17 protein-coding genes are annotated in these 21774 nt (G+C 70.9%); 8 read left to right on the forward strand and 9 right to left on the reverse strand.

Going from position 1 to position 21774, the window contains the following annotated elements; all coding sequences use genetic code 11:
* Window positions 1-63: 63 nt before the first annotated feature.
* On the forward strand, window positions 64-3684 hold the full coding sequence (locus J7E96_RS21985; RefSeq protein ID WP_215133381.1) for a serine protease: 3621 nt from the start codon (window positions 64-66) through the stop codon (window positions 3682-3684).
* 45 nt (window positions 3685-3729) lie between these two features.
* Window positions 3730-4683: a bifunctional riboflavin kinase/FAD synthetase gene (locus J7E96_RS21990; RefSeq protein ID WP_215133382.1), complete on the forward strand. Its 954-nt coding sequence runs from the start codon at window positions 3730-3732 to the stop codon at window positions 4681-4683.
* Here the strand turns inward: J7E96_RS21990 and J7E96_RS21995 are convergent.
* The 5 genes from J7E96_RS21995 to J7E96_RS22015 all read right to left on the reverse strand — a co-directional run bounded on the left by J7E96_RS21995 (window position 4658) and on the right by J7E96_RS22015 (window position 10696).
* On the reverse strand, window positions 4658-5683 hold the full coding sequence (locus tag J7E96_RS21995) for an ABC transporter ATP-binding protein (protein WP_215133383.1): 1026 nt from the start codon (window positions 5681-5683) through the stop codon (window positions 4658-4660). The two genes, J7E96_RS21990 and J7E96_RS21995, sit on opposite strands and share 26 nt — an antisense overlap.
* Before the next feature lie 197 nt (window positions 5684-5880).
* Window positions 5881-6864 carry an ABC transporter ATP-binding protein gene (locus J7E96_RS22000; protein WP_215133384.1) on the reverse strand — a complete coding sequence of 328 codons (984 nt, stop codon included), beginning with the start codon at window positions 6862-6864 and terminating at the stop codon, window positions 5881-5883.
* The gene (locus J7E96_RS22005; RefSeq protein ID WP_214968508.1) at window positions 6861-7778 is read right to left on the reverse strand and encodes an ABC transporter permease; all 918 of its coding nucleotides are present in this window, start codon (window positions 7776-7778) and stop codon (window positions 6861-6863) included. The genes J7E96_RS22000 and J7E96_RS22005 overlap by 4 nt, the downstream gene beginning before the upstream one ends.
* Window positions 7775-8845, reverse strand: a complete 1071-nt coding sequence (locus J7E96_RS22010) for an ABC transporter permease (protein WP_215133385.1) — start codon at window positions 8843-8845, stop codon at window positions 7775-7777. Before J7E96_RS22010 ends, J7E96_RS22005 begins: the two co-directional genes overlap by 4 nt.
* A 3-nt stretch (window positions 8846-8848) precedes the next feature.
* Window positions 8849-10696: an ABC transporter substrate-binding protein gene (locus tag J7E96_RS22015; RefSeq protein ID WP_215133386.1), complete on the reverse strand. Its 1848-nt coding sequence runs from the start codon at window positions 10694-10696 to the stop codon at window positions 8849-8851.
* A 312-nt stretch (window positions 10697-11008) separates the two neighbouring features.
* Between J7E96_RS22015 and J7E96_RS22020 the strand changes: the two genes are divergently transcribed.
* Entirely contained in the window at window positions 11009-11617 is a 609-nt protein-coding gene (locus J7E96_RS22020; protein ID WP_215133387.1) for a hypothetical protein, read from the forward strand.
* A gap of 81 nt (window positions 11618-11698) precedes the next feature.
* On the opposite strand, the gene J7E96_RS22025 is transcribed toward J7E96_RS22020, so the two are convergent.
* From J7E96_RS22025 to eccE, 4 genes are all read right to left on the reverse strand, one after another.
* Complete coding sequence (locus tag J7E96_RS22025; protein ID WP_028814808.1) at window positions 11699-11932, reverse strand: DUF397 domain-containing protein; 234 nt, start codon at window positions 11930-11932, stop codon at window positions 11699-11701.
* 132 nt (window positions 11933-12064) lie between these two features.
* Window positions 12065-14806, reverse strand: a complete 2742-nt coding sequence (locus tag J7E96_RS38510; protein ID WP_215133388.1) for an SCO5717 family growth-regulating ATPase — start codon at window positions 14804-14806, stop codon at window positions 12065-12067.
* Between the two features lie 214 nt (window positions 14807-15020).
* A complete protein-coding gene (locus J7E96_RS22035) occupies window positions 15021-15860 on the reverse strand; it encodes a hypothetical protein (protein ID WP_215133389.1) in 840 nt (279 codons plus the stop codon).
* Entirely contained in the window at window positions 15860-17191 is a 1332-nt protein-coding gene (gene eccE / locus J7E96_RS22040; protein ID WP_215133390.1) for a type VII secretion protein EccE, read from the reverse strand. Before eccE ends, J7E96_RS22035 begins: the two co-directional genes overlap by 1 nt.
* A gap of 298 nt (window positions 17192-17489) precedes the next feature.
* Between eccE and eccB the strand changes: the two genes are divergently transcribed.
* From eccB to J7E96_RS22065, 5 genes are all read left to right on the forward strand, one after another.
* Entirely contained in the window at window positions 17490-19076 is a 1587-nt protein-coding gene (gene eccB, locus J7E96_RS22045) for a type VII secretion protein EccB (RefSeq protein WP_215133391.1), read from the forward strand.
* Between the two features lie 205 nt (window positions 19077-19281).
* Complete coding sequence (locus J7E96_RS22050) at window positions 19282-19593, forward strand: WXG100 family type VII secretion target (RefSeq protein WP_214968486.1); 312 nt, start codon at window positions 19282-19284, stop codon at window positions 19591-19593.
* A 46-nt stretch (window positions 19594-19639) separates the two neighbouring features.
* Window positions 19640-19924 carry a WXG100 family type VII secretion target gene (locus J7E96_RS22055; RefSeq protein WP_214968483.1) on the forward strand — a complete coding sequence of 95 codons (285 nt, stop codon included), beginning with the start codon at window positions 19640-19642 and terminating at the stop codon, window positions 19922-19924.
* A gap of 134 nt (window positions 19925-20058) precedes the next feature.
* On the forward strand, window positions 20059-21330 hold the full coding sequence (mycP, locus tag J7E96_RS22060) for a type VII secretion-associated serine protease mycosin (protein WP_215133392.1): 1272 nt from the start codon (window positions 20059-20061) through the stop codon (window positions 21328-21330).
* Window positions 21331-21403: 73 nt separating this feature from the next.
* Window positions 21404-21751 carry a hypothetical protein gene (locus J7E96_RS22065; protein ID WP_215133393.1) on the forward strand — a complete coding sequence of 116 codons (348 nt, stop codon included), beginning with the start codon at window positions 21404-21406 and terminating at the stop codon, window positions 21749-21751.
* Window positions 21752-21774 lie beyond the last annotated feature (23 nt).

Below are 21774 nucleotides of genomic sequence, written 5' to 3' on the forward strand. Positions count from 1 at the left end.
CCTTCTCCTGCTGATCACCGCCGACCTACCGTCGGGATACGGGGCACGGCGGGAGGTTCGGCGATGGCGGTACGGGAGACGCCGCTGCCGACGGTGCCGCCGCCGCAGGTCACGCTGGTGCGGATCTGCGATCCGGCCGGGCGGCCGCGCGGGACCGGCTTCGTCGCGGACGACCGGGGAACGGTCGTCACCAGCCATGAGGCCGTCGACGGCCTGACCCGGGTCGTCCTGCACGCGCCCGGTGAGTCGAGTGAGTCCACCTGTCTCGCCGAGGCCGACGCGATCATCCCGCTGCCGGAGACGGCTCTGGCGCTCGTACGGACCGAAGGGCTCGGCGTACGGCCCGTCCCGGTGGCGGCGCGGGACCGGATCGAGACAGGCACTTACGTACGACTGCCGGCCGGGGGATGGCGTGAGGCGCGGGTCCTGAGACCGCTCTCCGTCACCTACACGGCGACCGACCGCTGCCATCTCATCGAGCACGCGGTGGAGTTGGCGATGGGGACCGCCGGCACCGACGCGCTGCGGCTCGGCAGCCGGGCCGCGGGCGGGCCGGTCCTGGACGCGGGGACGGGCGCCGTGCTGGCCGTGCTCGGCACCGCGCTGGGTGCTGAGCAGCGGGCGGCGGGCTTCGCCGTACCCCTGCGAGCGGCGGCAGCGGCGGCTCCCGACGGCCCGCTCGCGGAGCTGCTGCGGCGGAACGCGGCGACGGTGCCGGCTTATGGGCCGGACCTCAATCTCGCGGGCGCGTTGCAACTGACGGCGACGTCGGTCGGATCGGTGGGTGGGCCGGGGCCGGGGCCGGGGCGGGGGCAGGGGCAGGAGCCGGTGGAACGGCCGGAGGTGTCGCGGGAGTTCGCGTCCTTCTCGGCTCTCGGCGGAGCGCTGGTGCTCGCTCTGGTCGGGGATCCGGGGACCGGTCGTACGACGGAACTCGCCGCGCTCGCCGCCCGGCGGGCCCGGGGCCCCGAACCGGCACCGACGCTCTGGCTGCGCGGCGCCGAGTTGAGGGCCGGTGACACGTCGGTCGCGGACGCGGTGGCGCGGGCGCTTCGGCAGGCGGGACGGATCGTCGCCGCGTCGGGGAAGTGGAGTGGCGATCCGGGGGACGCGACGCCGGAGCGGGTGGCGCGGCTGGCTCTCGACGCCGGGCGGCCGCTGCTCGTACTGCTGGACGGCCCCGAGGAAATGCCGCCCGCACTGACCCACCGGCTGCCCGACTGGACCGCCGCGACGGCGAGTTGGCTGCGGACGGCGGGGGTTCGGATGGTCGTCGCGTGCCGGGCCGAACACTGGGAGCAGGCCGGCGCGCTGTACCCGGAGGGCGCCCTGCACCGGCCGGCGCGGCCTGCCCGGACTGAGCGGCCGTGGCCCGGGCTGCCCTCCGCCGTACGGATCGATGACCTGACCGAGCCCCAGGCGCTGCGCGCGCGGGAGCGGTACGGCATCCCCGACGGCGCGCTCGCGGACCCTTCCGACGCCCGGCATCCGCTGACGCTGCGGCTCCTGGCGGAGGTACGGGAGGCACTGCCGGGGGATGTGCCGGGGCGGCCCACCCGCGAGGAGGTGTTCGCCGCGTACCTGGACCTGATGTGCTTGCGCATCGCGGTGCGTCTGGCGGCGGCGGCCCGGCCGTCGCCGCGGGGCACGGCGGTGCGCCGGCTGGCGGCACGCGTGTCGGGGCAGGTGCACGAGGCGGCGCGGCGCTGTCTGGGACCGGGGCAGGGCGAGCTGGACCGCGAATCCTTCGAGGAGATCTTCCCCTGGCGTACGGGGTGGGCGTCGGCGGTACTGGCGGAGGGACTGCTGGTGCCCGCGGGGGGCGGCTACCGGTTCGCGCACGAGGAGCTGGCGGACTGGCTCCAGGGAACGCACCTGGACCTCGACGAGGCGCTGCACGCCCTGGTCCACCAAGCCCATGACCCCCACCCGCCGGTGCCTCGGCATCGCATCGGGCCGGTGGTGCAGGCGCTGCTGCTCGTGGAACGAGCGCACGGGCCGGCCGCGCTGTCCCGCAGGCTCCTGGACCTGGTCCGCGCGCTGGAATCCGTGTACGCATCCGAGGCCGCGCCTCCCGAGCCCCCGCCCGGCCACCCGCGTCGCACCGCGAGCTCCGTGCGGGAGGCCTCGTGGTGGGGGAGGCGGCTGTTGGGGGAGGTGTTGCTGCGGGTGGGGGATGCGGGGCGCCATCTGGGCGTGCTGCGGGCGCTGGCCGACTGCGTCAGCCGGCGGTCCGTCGAGGGGGGCGGGCCGCGGAGTCTCGGTGGGCTCGCGGAGTTCGGGCCATGGTTCTGGGAGCGGGTCGCCGTCACGGAGGGGGAGCGCGTCGATCTGCTGCGGCGGCTCCTGCCCGCCGACGGGGCGCCGGGGAGCGGGCACGTACCCCCGCAGGGGCGGTATCTCGACGCCGTCGCGCGGCGGCTGGAGGCCGCGCCACGAACCGTCCAGCCCATGCTCTGCCAGTGGTTCGACGACGAGCGGCCGCTGCCGGCCGCCGACGACGCCGCGGTACGCCCCACCGTCGCCGGCGTCGCCCAGGCGCTGCTCTACGCCCGCCGTGAGCTCGCCGTCGACGATCTGACCGAGGCCCTCGTCGACGGCGCGCACCCCCGCGCCGACGAACTGCTCACCGCCCTCGCCGAGGACGAGCCGTCCGCGCTCTGCCGGGCCGTCGACCGCTGGGCCCACGACGGCGAACGGCCGGGGCGGCGGGTCGCCGCCGCCCGGTACGGGCTCGCCGCCGCCCCGCACGTCACGACCGGCGCCGACCGCGAGCTGCTCAGGTACGCCGCGCTGTCGCTGCTCGCCCGGCCGGGAGACAGCACCCCGCACGGGCCCGCCCTCGGGCTGCTCGTACGGGATCCGGACACCCGGCCGCGTTACCTGGACCGGGCCCTGGCGGCGTTCGGCGGCGACGGATCCCGGCCGCCCGCCGCCGCCCTCGCCGCCGCGCTCACCACCCACCCCGAGCCCGTCCTCGCCGCGTTCCAGGCGCGCCTGGAAGGGGGCGAGGCGGATGGCGAAGTGCTGCGCGCGCTCGCAGACGTCAGTGCGCCCGCCCTCGCCCGCCGCGCCGCCGCCCTCGTCCGCGCGTACGCCGACCGCCACCCGGAAGGCGGCGCCGCGCACACCGCCGCCTACGTGGACCGGCGCCTCGAACACGGCCCCGCCGCCCGCGCCGTCCTCTTCCCACTGGTCACGGGCCTGCTGCGGGACCACCCCGGCCCGCTGCGGCGCGCCCTCGCCCCCGTGCTCGCCGCGCCCGGCAGCCGCGCCTCGCGCCAGCTGCGGGCCGAGCTGCTCGACGTACTCCTGGAGGGGGAGCAGTACGGGGGGTACGGCGAGCATCAGGTACGGGATCTCGGGGCTCTGGAGGCGGTGCTGCTGGCCGCCGGCACCGGCGCCCGGCGCAGGGGCGAGGCCCGGACCAGGGATCTCGTACACCGCACCGGGACGCTCATGGTCCGTACGCCCGAGGGCGCCACCCGCTTCGACCGGCTGCTGGCCGGGCTCGCCCGCGAGGTCCCCGGATTCGCGTCCCTCGTCGCCGGCTGGCTGGCCGCCGCGCCGGACGAGTGGGCGGCGGTCGCCGGGCCGGGCGCGCGCCGCACCGTCGAGAGCCTGGCCACTCCCATGCCGATGCGAGCCGCAACCCGTGGGCATGGCAGTCTTAGACCTGCGTAATCGATGCGTAATCGGGTTCGAGTTCGGACGAGGAGAGCGGTCACAGTGCAGCGCTGGCGTGGCTTGGAGGACATCCCCCAGGACTGGGGACGCAGCGTCGTCACCATCGGCTCCTACGACGGCGTACACCGCGGGCACCAGCTGATCATCGGCCGCGCGGTCGAGCGCGCCCGCGAGCTGGGCGTGCCGTCGGTCGTCGTGACCTTCGATCCGCACCCGAGCGAGGTCGTGCGCCCCGGCAGCCATCCTCCGCTGCTCGCCCCGCACCACCGCCGCGCCGAACTGATGGCGGAGCTGGGCGTGGACGCGGTGCTCATCCTCCCCTTCACCGCCGAGTTCTCGAAGCTCTCGCCGGCCGATTTCATCGTGAAGGTGCTGGTCGACAAGCTGCACGCGCGGGCGGTCATCGAGGGCCCCAACTTCCGCTTCGGGCACCGGGCGGCGGGCAATGTGGACTACCTGGCCGAGCTCGGGCGGACGTACGGCTACGAGGTCGAGGTCGTCGACCTGTACGTGCGCGGAGCGGCGGGCGGCGGCGAGCCGTTCTCGTCGACGCTGGTGCGGCGTCTGGTCGCCGAGGGCGACGTCGAAGGCGCCGCGGAGATCCTGGGCCGGCCGCACCGCGTCGAGGGCGTCGTGGTGCGCGGGGCGCAGCGCGGCCGCGAGCTCGGTTACCCGACGGCGAACGTCGAGACGCTGCCGCACACCGCGATTCCGGCCGACGGCGTGTACGCGGGCTGGCTGACGGTGGAGGGCGAGAAGATGCCCGCCGCGATCTCGGTCGGCACGAACCCGCAGTTCAACGGCACCGAGCGGACCGTCGAGGCGTACGCCATCGGCCGGGTCGGCCTCGACCTGTACGGGCTGCACGTCGCCGTGGACTTCCTCGCGTACGTACGCGGCCAGGAGAAGTTCGAATCGATCGTGGCGCTGCTGGAAGCGATCGCGGACGACGTGAAGCGTTGCAGCGAGCTCATCGAGGCGTACGAGGCTCGGTAGCCGCCCCTTCCGTGGACCGGGCCGCCGCCCAGTGGCAGGCAACCTGCGCCTCGTCACCGCCGGTCAGGACCGGCAGCAGCGTCGTACGGCAGTCGGCGGCGACGCCCGTACGCTCGGCCTCACCGGAGGCGAGCACCTGGCAGCGGGCGTGAAAGCGGCAGCCGCCGGGGACGCGGGACGGGTCCGGGGGCTCACCGGTGAGGACGACCGGCACCTCGCCCGACTCCGGAAGTACGGACAACAGTGCGCGGGTATACGGGTGCTGAGGAGCCGTCAGAACCTTTTCGGCCGGTCCGGTCTCGACGATCCGGCCCAGGTACATCACCGCCACACGGTCCGCGATGTTCCAGGCGAGACCGAGGTCGTGGGTCACGACGAGGGCGGACAGCCCGAGTTCGTCGCGCAGGGAGAGGAGCAGGGCCAGGATCTCGCCCCGTACGGACGCGTCGAGGGACGCCACCGGCTCGTCCGCGACGATGAGTTCGGGTTCGAGGACGAGCGCCCCGGCGATGACGACACGCTGGCGCTGGCCACCGGAGAGCTCGTGCGGGTAGCGCAGGAAGAACCGTTCGGGGGGCCTGAGCCCGGCGCGGGACAGCGCCCCGGCGACGGCTTCGCGCTCGTCACCGGCGTAACCGTGGATCCGCAGGCCTTCCGCCACGGCGTCGTACACCGTGTGACGCGGATTGAGCGAGCCGCTCGGGTCCTGGAGCACCAGCTGGACGCGCTTGCGGTACGCCTTGAGGGCACGCGAGCGGTAGTCGAGGGGCGCGCCGGCGAAGGTGACCTGGCCGGAGGTGGGCGCGACGAGGCCGAGCAGGGACCGGGCGAGCGTGGTCTTGCCGCAGCCGGACTCGCCGACCAGCGCGACGATCTCACCCGGTCGGATGTCGAGGTCGACCCCGTCGACGGCACGGGCGGTCGCCGCGCCACGCCGGCCGGGGAAGGCGACGTGGAGTCCGGCGGCGGAGAGGAGGGGGGTGGGGGTGGTGCGGCTCATGTGTGTCTCCGGTGGGTGACGAAGGGTGTGGGGTGCGGTGGGGGGCGGGTGGGGCCGCTGCGCGGAGCTTTTTCCCCACCCCGCCCCTCCCTCCAGCCCCTCCGGCGTTTGAGGAGCGGGGTCTGGGGCGGAGCCCCAGTTCGGGAAGGGGCGGGTCGGGGAACGCCCCGCGCAGCGGAGGCACCGAACGCCCCCGCTCACGCCGGCGGCAGCCCCGGCGCCGGCACCGCCGCCCCCACCCGCACACACGCCGCCCGCCGCCCCACCCCCGCCTCCAGCAGCACCTGGTCCTCCGTGGCGCACTCGTCCAGCGCGACCGGACACCGAGGGTGGAACGTACAGCCGGCCGGAAGCGCCGACGGATCCGGCGGGTCGCCCGGCAGGCCGCGCGGGGCCCGGCGCGAAGCCGGGTCGCCGATGCGCGGGAACGCCGCCGACAGGGCCAGGCCGTACGGATGCCGCGCATCGGTGAACACCTGGTCCGCCGGACCCTCCTCCACGACCCTCCCGGCGTACATCACCGCGAGCCGGTCACACGTGTCGGCCAGCACCGACAAATCGTGGCTGATCATCAGCAGACTGATGTCCTTGTCCGCGACCAACTGCTTGATCAGCCGCAGGATCTGCGCCTGGATCATCACATCCAGCGCCGTCGTCGGCTCGTCCGCGACGATCAGCCGCGGATCGCACGCCAGCGCCATCGCGATCATCACGCGCTGCCGCTGACCGCCGGACAGCTCGTGCGGATACGCGTCGGCCCGCGAGACCGGCAGCCCCACCTGCTCCAGGAGATCGCCGACCCGCCGCCGCGCGGCCGCCGCAGTGGACTTCTGGTGCAGCAGCACCGGCTCGGCGATCTGCTCGCCGATGCGGTGCACGGCGTTCAGCGAATGCATGGCGCCCTGGAAGACGATCGAGGCGCCCGCCCACCGTACGGCCCGCAGCCGCCCCCACTTCATCGTCAGGACGTCCTCGCCGTCGAGCAGGATCTCACCGCTGAGCCTCGCGGACGCGGGCAGCAGGCGCAGCAGCGCCAGCGCCAGCGTCGACTTGCCGCAGCCCGACTCGCCCGCGACGCCGAGCTTCTGACCGGCCGACAGGGACAGATCCACACCCCGTACGGCCCGCGTCCCGGCGCCGTACGTGACGTGCAGGTCCTTCACCTCAAGCAGCGCACTCATCGGGCGGACACCCCCAGCTTCGGGTTCAGTACGGACTCCACTGCACGCCCGCACAGCGTGAACGCCAGCGCGACGAGCGCGATGGCGATGCCCGGCGGCGCCAGGTACCACCAGTGGCCGGACGAGACCGCGCCCGCCTCCCGCGCGTCCTGGAGCATGCCGCCCCACGAGACGACGTCCGGGTCGCCGAGGCCGAGGAAGGCGAGCGTCGCCTCGGTCAGGATGGCGTTGGAGATGCCGAGCGTCGTCTGGGCGAGCACGAGCGGCATGACGTTGGGCAGGACATGGCGGCTCATGATGTGCCCGTGGCCGCCGCCGAGCGCCGTCGCGCGTTCGATGTACGGACGCGACTCGACGGCCAGGGTCTGCGCCCGCACCAGCCGGGCCGTCGTCGGCCAGCTCGTGACGCCGATCGCCAGGATCACCGTCCACACACTGCGCGACATCACCGTGGCGAGCACGATCGCGAGCACCAGCGCCGGCATCACGAGGAACCAGTCGGTGATCCGCATGGTCACGGTCGCGAACCAGCCGCCGAAGTGCCCGGCGAGGATGCCCACGAGCGTACCGATGGCCACTGACAGCGCGGCCGCCATCAGGCCCACCGTCAAGGAGATTCGCGCGCCCCAGATCAGCAGCCCCAGCAGCGAGCGCCCGAACTGGTCGGTGCCGAGCGGGAATTGACCGCTCGGCGACTCCAGCGCCGATCCCGGAGCGCTCGTCACACTCTGTACGTCGCTGCCGACGAGCAGCGGCGCGGCCAGTGCCACCAGCGCGATCACGGCCAGGGCGCCGAGTCCGAAGAGGCCGGCCCGGTGCGTACGGTACGAACCCCAGAACCGGGCCACGGAGTGCCGTCGCCGCGCCCACGCGAGGGACGAGGCGGTCTGGGCAGCGGTCACAGGACTAGTCATCGGCCCACCCGGGGATCGAGCAGCGGATAGAGCAGGTCGGCGAGGAGGTTCATCACGATCATCGCGCCCGCGAAGACGACGAACAGCCCCTGCACCAGCGGCAGATCGGGCACACTCAGCGCCTGGTAGAAGAGCCCGCCGAGCCCCGGCCAGGAGAAGACCGTCTCGACGAGGATCGAACCGGCCGCCACATGACCGAGGTTGATGAAGACCATGGTGACGGTGGGCAGCAGGGCGTTCGGTACGGCGTGGTGGCGTCGTACGAGGTCGTCGCGCAGCCCCTTCGCGCGCGCCGTCGTCAGATAGTCGCTGCCCATCTCGTCGAGCAGCGAGGCCCGCATGACCAGCAGCGTCTGCGCGTACCCCACCGCGGTCAGGGTGACGACGGGCAGCACCATGTGGTGCGCGACATCGGCGACGTACGCGAAACCGGTCTCGCCGCCCGTCTCCATGCCGCCGGTCGGGAACATGCCGGGGATCGGGCCGATGCCCACCGAGAAGGTGATGATCAGCAGCAGGCCCAGCCAGAACGACGGGACGGACCAGAGGGTGAGGGCCACCCCGGTGTTGACCTTGTCGCCGAGCCGGCCGTGCCGCCACGCGGAACGCGTGCCGAGCCACAGGCCGAGCGCCGAGTAGATGACGACGGCGACCCCGGTCAGCAGCAGGGTCGCGGGCAGCTTCTCCACGATCAGCTCGCCCACGGGCGAGTGGAACTGGTACGAAACGCCGAGATCGCCGCTCAGCGCCTTCGCGCAGTAGTCCGTGAACTGCTGCCACACCGGCAGGTCCAGGCCGAACTGCCGGCGCAGCGACGCGAGCTGCTCGGCGGACACCTGGCGGCCGTGCGTCATGGTGTGCACCGGGTCGCCGGGGATGATCCGGAAGAGGAAGAAGCTGGTGACGAGGACGGCGAAGAGCGAGACGGCCGCGCCGCCCAGCTTTCCGGCGACGTAGAGGAGGTACGCCCTGGCGGAGCGGGCGCGGGGGCCGGACGGCCCGGTCTTCACCGGGACCGGGCCGTCGGCCGTACCCTCCGCGAGGGGAGTGGTGCTTGCAGTGCTCATGGACTACTCACGGTCTTCCGCGGTGGAGCGGCGGCGCATGGCGACGAAGGCCCCGAGTCCCGCGGCGAGGACGACGGCAACGCCGATACCGATGACGAGACCGGTGGAGGCGGCGCCGCCCTCCTCGGAGGTGGCGTTCACGTCGGCGGGCACGGCGGACCACCAGCTCCAGTAGCCGTCCTGGCCCCACAGATTGCCGCCGGACTCGGGCATTGTCGTGATCGCCCTGATCTGGTCGGTACGGTACGCCTCGACCGCGTTCGGGTACGCCATGACATTCATGTACCCCGTGTCGTAAAGCCGCGACTGCATCTGCTTGACGAGATCGGCGCGCTTGGCCTGGTCGTACTCCGCGGTCTGCTTCGCGTAGAGCTCGTCGAACTTCTTGTCGCAGATGAAGTTGTCGGTCGCGCCGGTGTCCTTGGGCGTGGACGGCAGCGCGGCGCAGGTGTGGATGGAGAGGACGAAGTCGGGATCGGGGTTGACGGACCAGCCGTCGAAGGCCAGGTCGTACTCGCCGGCCAGCCAGGGGTCGGAGACGTTGTCGCGGCAGTCGACCTTCAGGCCGATGCCGAGCTCGCCCCACCACTCCTGCATGTACTTGCCGATGGCCTTGTCGTTCGGGTCGGTGGCGTGGCACAGGATGCGGAAGTCGAGCGGCTTCCCGTCCTTGCCGACGCGCTTGCCCGCGCCGTTCTTCTTGTAGCCCGCCTCGTCGAGGAGCGCGGCCGCCTTGGCCGGGTCGTACGCGATCTTCTGACCTTCGGCCGGCTTCCAGTGGTACGCCGAGAAGCGCGGCGGGATGTAACCCTCGCCCTCGACGGCGTGGCCCTGGAACACCTTGTCGATGATGGTCTTGCGGTCGGTGGCGGCGAAGAGGGCCCGGCGCACCTTCGGGTTCAGCAGCGCGGGGTGGCCGTTGCCGAACTTCTCGCCGTTCTTCGCCCTGGCGCCCGGGTTGGTGGCGAGCGCGTAGAAGCGGCGGCCCGGGGCGTCGTTGACCTTGATGTTCTTGGCCTTCGCCAGGGACGCGGCCTGCGCGGGCGTGAGGTTGGACGCGAAGGACACCTCGCCCTTCTGGAGCGCGGCGACGGCCGCGTCACCGTCCTTGTAGTACTTCAGGACCAGCTCGTCGAACTTCGGGGCGCCGCGCCAGAACTTCTTGTTCGGCTTGAACTTGACGTACCGGTCGACCTTGTAGTCCGTGAGGATGAACGGCCCGTTGCCTACGATGGGGAACTTCTTGTCGTTGTTGAACTTCGAGAAGTCGCCGACCTTCTCCCACTCGTGCTTGGGGAGGATCGGCACGTCGAGCGCGGCCATGGTGGCCTGCGGCTTCTTCAGCTCGATGACCAGCTGGGTGGGGCTGGGGGCGGTGACCTTCTTGAAGTTGGCGACGAAGCTGCCGTTGGCGGTGGCCGCGCCCTCGTCCTTCATCATCGTGTTGAACGTCCAGGCGGCGTCCTCGGCGGTGGCCTGTTCGCCGTCGGACCAGTTCGAGTCCTCGCGGATGGTGTACGTCCACGTCAGCTTGTCCGGGGACGGCTCCCACTTGGTGGCGAGGCCCGGGATCGCGTGGTTGTCCTTGGGGGAGTAGTTCGTCAGGTTCTCGTAGATCAGCCGGTGGACGGTGGTGGAGACCAGGCGCTGAGCCAGGAACGGGCTGAGGGAGTCGACGCTCTGCGAGACCGCGACAGTCAGCGTCCGCGAGCCGTCTGCTCGCGCCTCCTGCGGTGCGGGATTCAGCGGGGTCGCGGCTCCGGCGGTCAGGGCCAGGGCGGTGGCTCCGACGGCAAGCAGCGTTCGGATTCGGGTGGCGGGCCGGGTACTGCGCGGAACTGTGATTTCCATGGGACCTTGACCTCGTGTCATCACTCGCTCGGAGAAGGCGTGTTGAACACTGATGTCGAGCTGGTGAAGCGAAGGTTTATCAGCGCCGGTCCGGCCACGTCAACGATGTCCGAAACCCCGTGTGTACTGCGGGAATGCCTGGGCGAAGCCACCGGGCGCGCCCCGTGGAAGCGTTTCGCGCCCTCATTGGTCTATACCCTTGTTGCCCTACTGGTGAGGATCTGGCGGAGGTTGAGAACGCCCATAGGGGCCTGCGCGATCCGGTTTGGTAATTTGAGCGACTTCACCATCTGTTTCTCGGGGGACCCCTTCATGAGCCAGCCCTGGCAGCCGCAGTACAACCCGGGCAACCAGCCGCCCGTACCCCCACAGCCACCGGCGCCCCCACAGGGCTTCGGCGCACCGCCGGCCCCTGGGCAGTTCCCGATGCAGTCCGGGTACCCCTATCAGGCGCCGTACGGACCGCGGCCGAGATCCGGCAACCCGGTCGGCGCGTTCTTCCTCGGGCTTCTGGTCTCGATGGTCATCGCGGCGCTCTACAGCTTCGTCCTGTACGCCACGTACGAAGACTTGACGAAAAACACGGGCTTGACCCTGTACGTGGTCCACGCCCTGCTGAATGGAGCGGCCGTCGGTGCCGTGGTCGGCCTGGTGGGCCGCAGCAGCGTCGGAGCCCGCATCGGCGGCGTCATCGTGGCCATGCTCGGCACCTTCTTCGGCGACACCAACGGCGTCGTGCTCATCACCGCCGACACCGGCTTCTATGCCTTCAAGAGCATGATGCAGGACTCGCCCTTCTACCCCGCCGAGGCGTGGTGGGGCAGCGGGACCGACGGCGAATGGCACGCCCTGCTCGGCCTTGTGGCCGCCGCGGCCGCCGCCTGGGGTCTGGCTTTCCTCATCGGCAGAAGTCGCCGCTGACACCGCGCTCGCAACGACTTCGCCCCGCCGGATTTCATCCGGCGGGGCGAAGCGCTGTCACGGCAGGTCACCGCACGGCACTCAGGTCAGGTCGAACTCACCGTCGCGAGCCCCGAGTACGAACGCCCGCCACTCGGCTTCCGTGTACCGCAGCACGGTCTCCGGATCCATGGACGACCTCATCGCGACGGCCCCCTCGGGCAGGTACGCGATCTCGACCCGCTCCTCGTTCTCACTCGTGCCGGGGGCGCTGTGCCACTCGACGCCAGAGATGTCGAGGGCGTACAGCTCTTCCTTCTCCTGTGCGCTCCCCATCAGTCAATCTCCCTCTTGGTAACGGCCGGACGACGACGCTCCGGGCATCTTAGGCCGACCCAATATGCCGTGCGTATAAGCACCTTGGAGAAACTCACCCACACGGGGGATGACGACGAGGCTCAGGTGCTCCTACTGCGTCCAGCCGGGGCCGGGCTGTTGCAGGTTCTGCGGCTGGGCCGGCGGCGGCTGCTGCTGCCAGCCCTGGCCCTGCGGAGGCTGCTGCTGCGGGGCCGGCTGCTGCCAGCCCTGCCCCGGCGGGGGCGCGGCACCGGGGTGCTGCTGCGGGGCGTACCCCTGCGGGGGCTGCTGGTGCGGCACCTGCTGGGGGGCCTGCTGCTGCGGGGCGAAGCCCTGGCCCTGCTGGGTGCGGGCGATGTCCTCGGCGACGAGGGCCGCGATGTGGAAGTACGCCTCGCGGGTCTTGGGACGCATCATGTTCAGATCGACCTCGGCGCCGGCCGCGAGGTGTTCGTCGAAGGGTACGACCACGACGCCGCGGCAGCGGGTCTCGAAGTGCGCGACGATGTCGTCGACCTTGATCATCTTGCCGGTCTCGCGGACCCCGGAGATCACGGTGAGCGACCGCTGGACGAGGTCGGCGAAGCCGTTCGCGGAGAGCCAGTCGAGGGTCGTCGAGGCGCTGCTCGCACCGTCCACGGACGGGGTCGAGATGATGATCAGCTGGTCGGCGAGGTCGAGGACTCCGCGCATCGCGCTGTAGAGCAGTCCGGTGCCCGAGTCGGTGAGGATGATCGGGTACTGCCTGCCCAGGACTTCCAGCGCGCTGCGGTAGTCCTGGTCGTTGAAGGTGGTGGAGACCGCCGGGTCCACGTCGTTGGCGATGATTTCGAGCCCGGACGGCGCCTGCGAGGTGAAGCGGCGGATGTCCATGTAGCTGTTCAGCTGCGGGATCGCCTGCACGAGGTCACGGATGGTGGCGCCGGTCTCGCGCCGCACGCGTCGGCCGAGGGTGCCGGCGTCCGGGTTGGCGTCGATCGCGAGGATCTTGTCCTGGCGCTCGGACGCGAGCGTGGCGCCGAGCGACATGGTCGTCGTGGTCTTGCCGACGCCGCCCTTGAGGCTGATCACCGCGATCCGGTAGCACGACATCACCGGCGTACGGATCAGCGCCAGCTTGCGCTGCCGCTCCTCCTCTTCCTTCTTGGCGCCGAGCTTGAAGCGGGACGGACCCGAGTTGTTCTTACGGGCCTTGGGCTGGTTGCGCAGCAGCCGGTCGGAGGAAAGCTCGACGGCGGCGTTGTAACCGAGCGGGGTGCCGGGCGCGGCCTGCTGCTGAGGAGCACCGGCCTGCGGTCCTGCCGGGGCGGTCCAGCCCTGGTTGCCGTAGGCGGGCGGGGCGGTGGGTTGCTGCTGCTGGGGCGCCTGTTGTGGCGCCTGCTGCTGCGGGTGCTGCTGGTACTGGGGCTGTTGGGGCTGCTGCTGCGGCTGTGCCTGCTGCTGCGGCTGAGGTTGCGGCTGTGCGGTCTGGGGGTAGCCGTAACCGGCCTGCTGCGGCGGGTAGTTGTAGCCGGGCTGCGGCTGCGCGGCCTGCGGGTGTACGGGCTGCTGCGGCTGCTGCACGGGCTGCGGCTGTCCGGCCTGAGGTGCCTGCTGCTGGGGCTGTTGAGGCTGCTGGGGATAGCCGGGCGCGGGGTAGCCGGGGTGCTGCTGCGGAGCAGGCTGCTGCTGCGCCGGCGGCAGCGGCTGGGCCGCGCCGAACGCGCCCTGCGGAGGGGCCTGGTACTGCTGCGGCTGCGGCTGGGCGAAGGGCTGCGGGTAACCGTATCCGGCGGCCTGTGCGGCCGCCGCCTGCGGATCCGGCTGTCCGGCCTGCTGCGGTGCGCCCTGCACGGGCTGCTGTACGGGCGGCTGCGCGGGCTGGTAACCCTGCGGCAGCGGGGGAAGCTCCTGGGAAGGCTGCTGCGCGGGGTTACTCTGCGGCGGCTGAGCCTGCGCGGCCGACTGGGGTTCGGGTGCGCTGGGCGCTACTGCCGCGGACGCGGCACCAGCACCGGCTGCGCCGTTGCCGTCGCCATTGGCCTCAGCGTCCGCATCCGCCTCCGCGTCTGCCTCGGCCCGGGCATCCGTCGCCGAGCCGGAGTCAGCGCCGGCGTCGCCTTCGGCGCCGGACGCGGCCTCGGAGTCACCCGTCGCCGCCTCGTCGGTGTGCTCCTCCGCCGACTCGTCGTCATCGGAGCTGCCGAACAGCGCTGCCGCTTCGGCGTCGGCGGCGGCGTAGTTGGGCTCGGGGACCGCCTGCGCGGGGGCCCGCTGCTCGGGGACGTTCGCCTCCGGTGCGGCAGCCTGGGGCGCGTCGGCCTGCGCGCCGTCGTCGACCGGACGCAGCACGGGGAAACCGGGCGCCGGAGCCTGGGGCGCCGCGGCCGGAGCCGGGGGTTGTTGGGCCGGCGTCTGCTGCTGCGGATACCCGTAACCGCCGGACGTGTCCTGCGGCTGCTGGGGGTACCCGTAACCGCCCGGCGCGCCCTGCTGCGGGTACCCGTACCCGCCGGCCCCCTGAGGCGCGGCCTGCTGAGGCGCGCCGGGCCCCTGCTGCTGCGGAAACCCGTAACCCTGCGGAGCGCCCTGAGCGTACGGCTGCGCCTGTGCGGGGACCTGAGGCGCCTGACCCAGCGGCGGCCCGGTTGGCGGCGGCGGGGACACGTGCCCGGAGTCGCCCTGTCCACCCTGTCCGCCCTGCGCGGCTCCGCCCTGCGCGGCTCCGCTCTGCGCGGCTCCACCCCGCGTGCTCTGGTCGTACCAGGCAGGAGGCTCGTAGACGATTTCGAACTCGCCGGTGAGATCCAGCTCGCGGTCGTCCCCGTCCGAGGACTGGCCGCCGCCGTCGTACTCGGACCGATCCCTGTTCACTGCTTTGCCTCCTGGTCAGCCACTGCTGCTGGCGTCGTCGCGGTCGGGCGGATGGGGTGGCGCGTTCCTACGCGGCTGCGACGTTCACCGCATCACCAGAAGACTAATCTTTCGCCCCACGGTACGGAAAAGCGCCCTTGCGTGCGGACCGGCCCCACTGTTCCCCCGGAGCCCGGCCCGGCCCGCCCCCACCCGCGACGCCCGGCGCGGGACGCTAGTCCAGGCGGCGGGCCATACCGAGCAGGCCCGTCTCCGCGTCCGTGGCCTCGGTCATGACGTACTTGCGGTGCTTGCGTGTGCACCACAGCGCGACGTTGTCGGAGAGCGTCGGCAGCATGTCCACGTGCTCCGCCGGGATGCCGAGGATCTCCCGTACGACCTCGGTCTCCTGCGGCGAAATGCGCTGGATCCCGACCAACTGCGCCTGCGCCAGCCAGCGCGGCGCGTGCTCGCCCACGAACGGCAGCACGGTCACCACGGCCTGCCACGGCAGCGACGTCACGCGCCCACGCGGCGGACGTACGCCGCAGTCGCGGATCAGCACCACCGGGCTGGAGACCGAAGGACCCTGCGCCGGAACCCGCCCCACCGGATAGATCGTCATGCACTGCTGACCGCCGCCCGCCGCCTGGGCCAGCTGCTGCCAGGCCTGCGGGCGGCCGGTCTCGACCGCCACGCGCGCACCCGTCGCGGCCGAGCGCAGCGCCAGCACCTGTGCCATCCACAGGCCGCCCACGACGACGACGTCGAAGGCGGTGGGACGGGCCAGGCCGAGCACCGCCGGCTGGGAGGCGGTGTCGGTGCCGATGATGACGCCGTCGTCGCCGATGGGCATGCTGATCGCCGCGATTTCCTCGGCGGTGACGACATGACGGGTACGGCGCGGTCCGCGCAGCCCGAACCCCGGGCTGAAGATGCGCCGTTGCTGCGCAGGCGTCTCCGGCCGGATGATCGGGATCAGGCCGGTGTCGGTGGGCGAGGCCACGTGCGCGGGTGTGCGGGCGGGTTCCTGGCCGCGCTGACCCGGGTTCATGGTCGGTGTGGGGTAGGACATCAGTAGGTACCTCCGAGCGGCAGGGTGGCGAGTGCTCCGGGGACCTGTTCCCGGTCGAGACGCACCAGGCCGACCTTGGACGCGCTCGCGGCACGCTCCAAGTCCCGCCGTACCTGGCCGAGTTCGTTCTCGCCGCGCCCGGTGATGCGCACATGTCCGGTGACGGAGACGCCCCGGTTGCCGGCCTTGCTCAGGGTCATGCTGAACGTCGTCGCGAGGACGGGAAGCGAGGTGAACTGCGTGATGAGACGCGGCAGTGCGACGCCGCCGTCCCCCAGCTGCGGCCAGCGGGAGATCCAGTAGGTCGAGTGCCACCGGTCGTCGACGCGCCAGCTGCGCACCGATTCGACCGTACGCCGTTGAGCCGGGCGGCCGTCCTGACCGCGCTGCGCGTTGTTGGCCCGCGGGTTGAGGCAGCTCGACGTCGCGAGCGCCTGTACGAGCTCGTTCTCGTCGAGGATCGTCGCCTCGAAGCCCGCTCCGGCCAGCCGGCTCGCCAACTGGTCCGCCACGCGCAGCAGCGCGCGCTGGGTGCCGGGGACGCCGTCGCCGCGCGCTTCCACCGCCTCGGGGCACAGTTCCGGGTCGAGCTTGAGGGCGACCCAGGTGAGGCGGAGCGCGGGAGAACCGGCCTGGGCCTGGAGGGGCCCGTACGACCGTGCTGCGACGGACTGCTGCGGCAGATGGGGTGCGGGCGCCGGCTGGGTGTGCTGTACGACCTGGGCGGAGGCGAGCTTGATGCCGTCGACCTCAAGGGCGTCCTGGACCAGCTGGAGCGGCAGTTGGCGCCCGGCGAATCCGGGGCGCAGCGGCTCGTCGCCCGGCTGCACGAACAGCACGGCGGTCAGGAAGGACCCGTCGCCGATCATGCCGATCGAGCGGTCGTCACGGGACACGAAGGTGTACGTCCGCAGGGCGGGGTCGCACTCCACGGTCGGGGCCAGCATCGGATCCGTACCCGGCGGGACGGGCAGCTTGGCCTCGCGCTGGCGGCGCTTGAGGGAGCGGGCCGTCTCGTACCACTCGGGCAGCGGCCGGTGGTGGCGGCGCAGGACCGCCAGGAGCAGCAGCAGCGCGGCGACGGCGCCGGCCGGGGCGAGCAGCCACCGCTCGGCGGTGACCCAGGCGGCCAGCATGACGGCCGCCGCCAGCTCGACCAGGATCAGCTGCTGGAGGCGCAACGGACCCATGCCGCCGGGGTGGGGCAGCGTGCGCGGCGCCGCGGAGGCGGAGGTGGCGGCGGCGGGAGCCGGGGGCGGCGCGGCTCTGCGGCCACGGCCCGGTTGCTGCTGTGCGCGGCGTCCGCGCCGAGTGCTCGTAGCGCTGGTCATCCCCCGGGACATCCCTTTCGCGAAGTGGTGGCCGTCGTCGGTGCGGAACCCTCTGCCGGATCCCAGCGACGGGGCCTGGGGCCACAATTGCCCACGTCAGTTGTGCGAGTGGTCACGGTACCCGTTGATGAACACGGGGCGACACACGTGCCGGAGTACGAAATGGCACAGGCCTGTGAAGATGCGGCGGGGACCGCATACCTGGTGGATCACGGTCGTGCGGCGCAGTGCATAGTAGGTGGCCTGTTCGGCCGCTGAAGCAGCCTTTACGCACGACCAAAACGGGAGAGCCAGGACCATGGCAACGCGTCGGGATGAGCTCGCCGCCTATACGTTCGCTCGCAAGCGCACTGTCGCAGCGTTCCTGGCACCTTCGCCGGGAGGTTCGGACGAAGGCGCACCGCGTCCCATTCGGACGGTAATGCCCAGCTTGGCGGTGGGTGTTGTCCTGGTGATCGGCTTCATCGCCTGGGGTGTGATCAAGCCGTCGGCGCCCAAGGGGTGGGACACAGCCGGCGAGCACATCATCGTCGACAGCGATTCCACGACGCGCTACGTGGTGATCAACGACGAGACCAAGGGCGGCAAGAAGGTCCGGACGCTGCATCCCGTCCTCAACTACGCCTCCGCCAAGCTCCTGCTGGACAAGGGCAAGGGCACCGTCATCGAGGTCCCCGGCAAGGACATCGACAAGAGCGGCATCCCGCACGGCGCGACGCTCGGCATCCCGTACGCCCCCGACCGGCTGCCCACCAAGGAGGACGCCGAGGAGGCGAAGACCTGGGCGGTCTGCGAGCGGCCGACCCGCGGTACGAACGCCTCCATCGACCGCGCCGTCTTCGTCCTCGACAGCGACGACGCGAAGTCGGTCAAGGACGCGGGCAAGGTCGACGCGCACGAGGCGCTGTACGTCGTCGACAGCAAGACGAAGCTGCAATACCTGATCGACGGCAAGGGCAACGCCTTCCTGCTGGGCGGCACATCGGGTCTTGACGACACCGAGATGGAGCAGCTGAAGGCCGCGGTCATCGGCACGCCGAACGAGCCGCAGCCGGTGAGCACGGAGTGGCTGCGGACCCTCACACTGCGCGGCGCCATCGCGTTCCCGACCGTGCCGGACCTCGGGACACAGACGACGGTCCGAGGGCTTCCCGACGCGGCGGGGACGGTGGGCCGGGTGCTCAAGGCGCAGGAAGCCCAGGGGGATCGGTACTACGTCGTACTGAAGGACCAGGTCGCAGCCGTCTCGCCGTTCGTCGCCAATCTGCTCACGCACTCGCCGTCCGCCGAAGTGGCGTACGGAGACGCCGATCCCGCCTACATCAAGGCCAGCACCTCGGACATCATCACCGCCAACGGTGGCAAGGCGAGTGACTTCTACGGGGACAAGGGTTGGCCGCTGACGGTCCCGAAGCAGGCCAACCCGGTGGCGACGGCGGCCAGTGCGGCCCGGAACACCTCGTGCAGCGTCTACAGCGGCACCTTGGGGGCGGACATGAAGCCGAAGCTCGCCGCCTGGGCAGGGACGACGTACCCCAAGAAGGTCATCGCCGACTCGCTGAACGCCTACGTCTCTTCGGGCTCGGGGCTGCTCTTCAAGGAGGTCACCGGCTCGGCGCAGGGCGGTGGCGCGACGTACCTGCTGACGGACACGGGCCTGCGCTACTCGCTGCCGTCGAACAACGACAGCGCGGCGGACAAGAACGGCGCGGGCTCCTCCTCGGACAGCTCGGAAGGCGAGCCGAGCGAGACCGACAAGGCGCGCACGCGACTGGGATACGAGAAGGTCGTCAACCCTGCGGTCGTGCCCCAGTCGTGGGCGGAGTTCATCCCGAAGGGGCCCACGCTCGACACCGGCAGCGCGGCGCAGCCGCAGGGCCAGTGACGTCAACGGGCCTGGTTGCGGCCGGACTTGGTGTTTTCGATCACATGGTCGTCGCGCATGTGTGTGAACTCTGTAACTGATAACCGCCACATGCGGATGTGTGACGGACGGGCGATAGAGTGCTTGCAGCGCTCACTGATATGACGCTTATCCGGGGAGTGGCACAGGCTTCCCGGACCAACAATGACATGGGGGAAGGTTCACCATGGCCGGGCAGTTTCGGGTAACAGAAGATGAGCTGACCAGGCTCTCGGGCCAGATCACCACGGTGAATGGTCAGATCCAGGGCGAGATCCGCCGTCTCAGTGGAGTGATCGACCAGGTCGCGGGTGGCTGGCAGGGCCAGGCGGCCAAGTCGTACCACGAGCTCCAGAACCGGTGGAACGAGGACGCCAAGAAGATGAGCGACATCCTCAACGACATCAAGGAAGCCGTGGACTCCACGCGGAGCAACTACACCGCGTCGGAAGAGCAGCAGAACGCTGAAGTCAGCAAGATCATGTCCGACTTCGGCTGATCCGCTCTCACACTTCCCACATTCCTCTTCCTGAAAGGAAGCGACGATGTCGATCCTCGTCAATTACGCCACCATCACCAACGCGTCCACGGACGTGAAGAACACCGCCGGCCGCATCAAGCAGCAGCTCGATGACGTCGAGGCCGCTGTCCGGCGCGTCGCCACCACCTGGGAAGGTGAGGCGCAGGAGGGTTACCAGCGCAAGCAGCGCGACTGGGACAAGACCGCGGCCGCACTGCACGCGACTCTGATGAAGATCGCCGCGGCGCTGCAGAACTCGGCCGAGAACTACCAGGCCACTGAGAAGAGCAACGCCAACACCTGGGGCTGAACCAACCCGAGGTGAAGACGAGATGGGCCGGCCCGGCCGACGCCATGGCGTCCGCTGGGCCGACCCACTTCCGCACAACAGCTAGAGCAGCTAGAGCTTCATCATCGAAGCAAAGAAGCCTGGGGAGCCTGAACATGGGGGTCCTGACACCCCGTCCGCGCACGCGCACGAGTGGAACCCGCGCACTGCAGCGGGCATTTGGCGTGCTCGCGGTCACCGGGGTGTGTCTCACGACCGCCCCGCCGACGGCCGCCGCCACTCCGACGCGCCTCGCCGGCTCCGACACTCCGTCCTTCGGACTGTCCTCGAGCTCCGAGTGCACGTTCGGCGGCGAAATCATAAAGTCCACGCCGTGGTCGCTCCAGCGCGTACTCCTGGACCAACTGCGCGCGCAGGCGAAGGGCAAGAACGTCACGGTCGCCGTGATCGACACCGGCGTAGACGACTCGAATCCCCAACTGCGCGGCGCGATGGCCGCGGGCGGCAAGAACTACGTCGGCAAGGGCGACGGCACGGATGACCTCGAGGGCCACGGCACCCGGGTCGCGGGCATCATCGCGGCCCGCGTGATCCCGGACACCGGCTTCGCGGGCATAGCCCCGGAAGCCAAGATCCTTTCTCTGCGCTACACGGGCGGGGAGGAGAAGCAGGGCAACTCGAGGACCATGTCAGCGGCGATCCGTGACGCGGTCGCCAAGGGCGCGGACATCATCAACATCTCCTCGGACACGGCGAAGAAGCAGGACAACCCGGAGCTGCGAAACGCCGTGGCGTCGGCCGTGGAGAAGGGCGCCCTGATCGTCGCGGCATCCGGCAACGACGGCGCCAACGGCGGGTCCGCGAACACGTACCCGGCGTCGTACCCAGGGGTCCTGGCGGTGGCGGCCTCGGACCGTAACGACGAGCGAGCCTTCTTCTCACAGGCGGGCGACTTCGTGGACGTGGCGGCCCCCGGCGTCGGCATGGTCTCGACCGTTCCGAAGGGCGGCCAGTGCGCGGCGGACGGCACGAGCTTCGCCGCGCCGTACGTGGCGGGCGTAGCGGCGCTGCTGAAGGAAAAGCACCCGGACTGGTCGGCGGCCCAGATCACCACCCGCATCCAGGAATCCGCCAACCGCCCCGGCCGCGGCCCGAACCGCTACCTGGGCTGGGGAGTAGTAGACCCAGTAGCCGCCCTCTCGGACGACTCCATCCCAGGCACCGAGCCAAAAGAGGACCCACCGCTGGCCCCAGGCTCCACTGAGGTAATCCCCATGGAAGTAACGATGGGCGAAACGGAGGCGGAGCAGGAGCGCAGGGTGGCCATGTACGCGGTGGGCACGGGCTTGCTACTGGTACTCCTGGCAAGCGGCAGCGGCGTAGCGATACGGGACTGGCGCAGCAAGCGCGCTGGGCAATCAGGCTAGTTCAGAGTATTTGGATCACTCGAGCGCGAGTTGGCACTGAGAACTTGAGAAGCAGGGGAGAGGACACGGGGATATGAGCAACGGTATGCGGGTCGATCTGAGCGCGTTGGATGAGGTTGTCAGCAAGCTTCGCCGCCTGCTCGATGACATGGACAAGGCTGACGGTAAGGCCAAGTACGACACATTCGTTCCGGCAAGCGCTTTTGGGCATCCCAGTTTTCTGGAGGGCGGAGGGCTATTCCAGGCTCACGAGAAGATGAAGACGGATCTTGAGATGGCCATCAAGGGGTTGCGTGGGCTGATCGACGAGTTCGGTACGAGTACCTCGAAGGTTCGGGGTAAGTACGCCGAACAGGAGTACGCCAATAAGCAGGGTATGGGGGGCGGCTCGGACGGGTCCGGAGAGCCTAAGTACCGTTAATTGGATTCAAGCCGCAGGTACAG

The sequence above is a fragment of the Streptomyces sp. ISL-96 genome (assembly GCF_018614035.1).
Classification (GTDB): domain Bacteria; phylum Actinomycetota; class Actinomycetes; order Streptomycetales; family Streptomycetaceae; genus Streptomyces.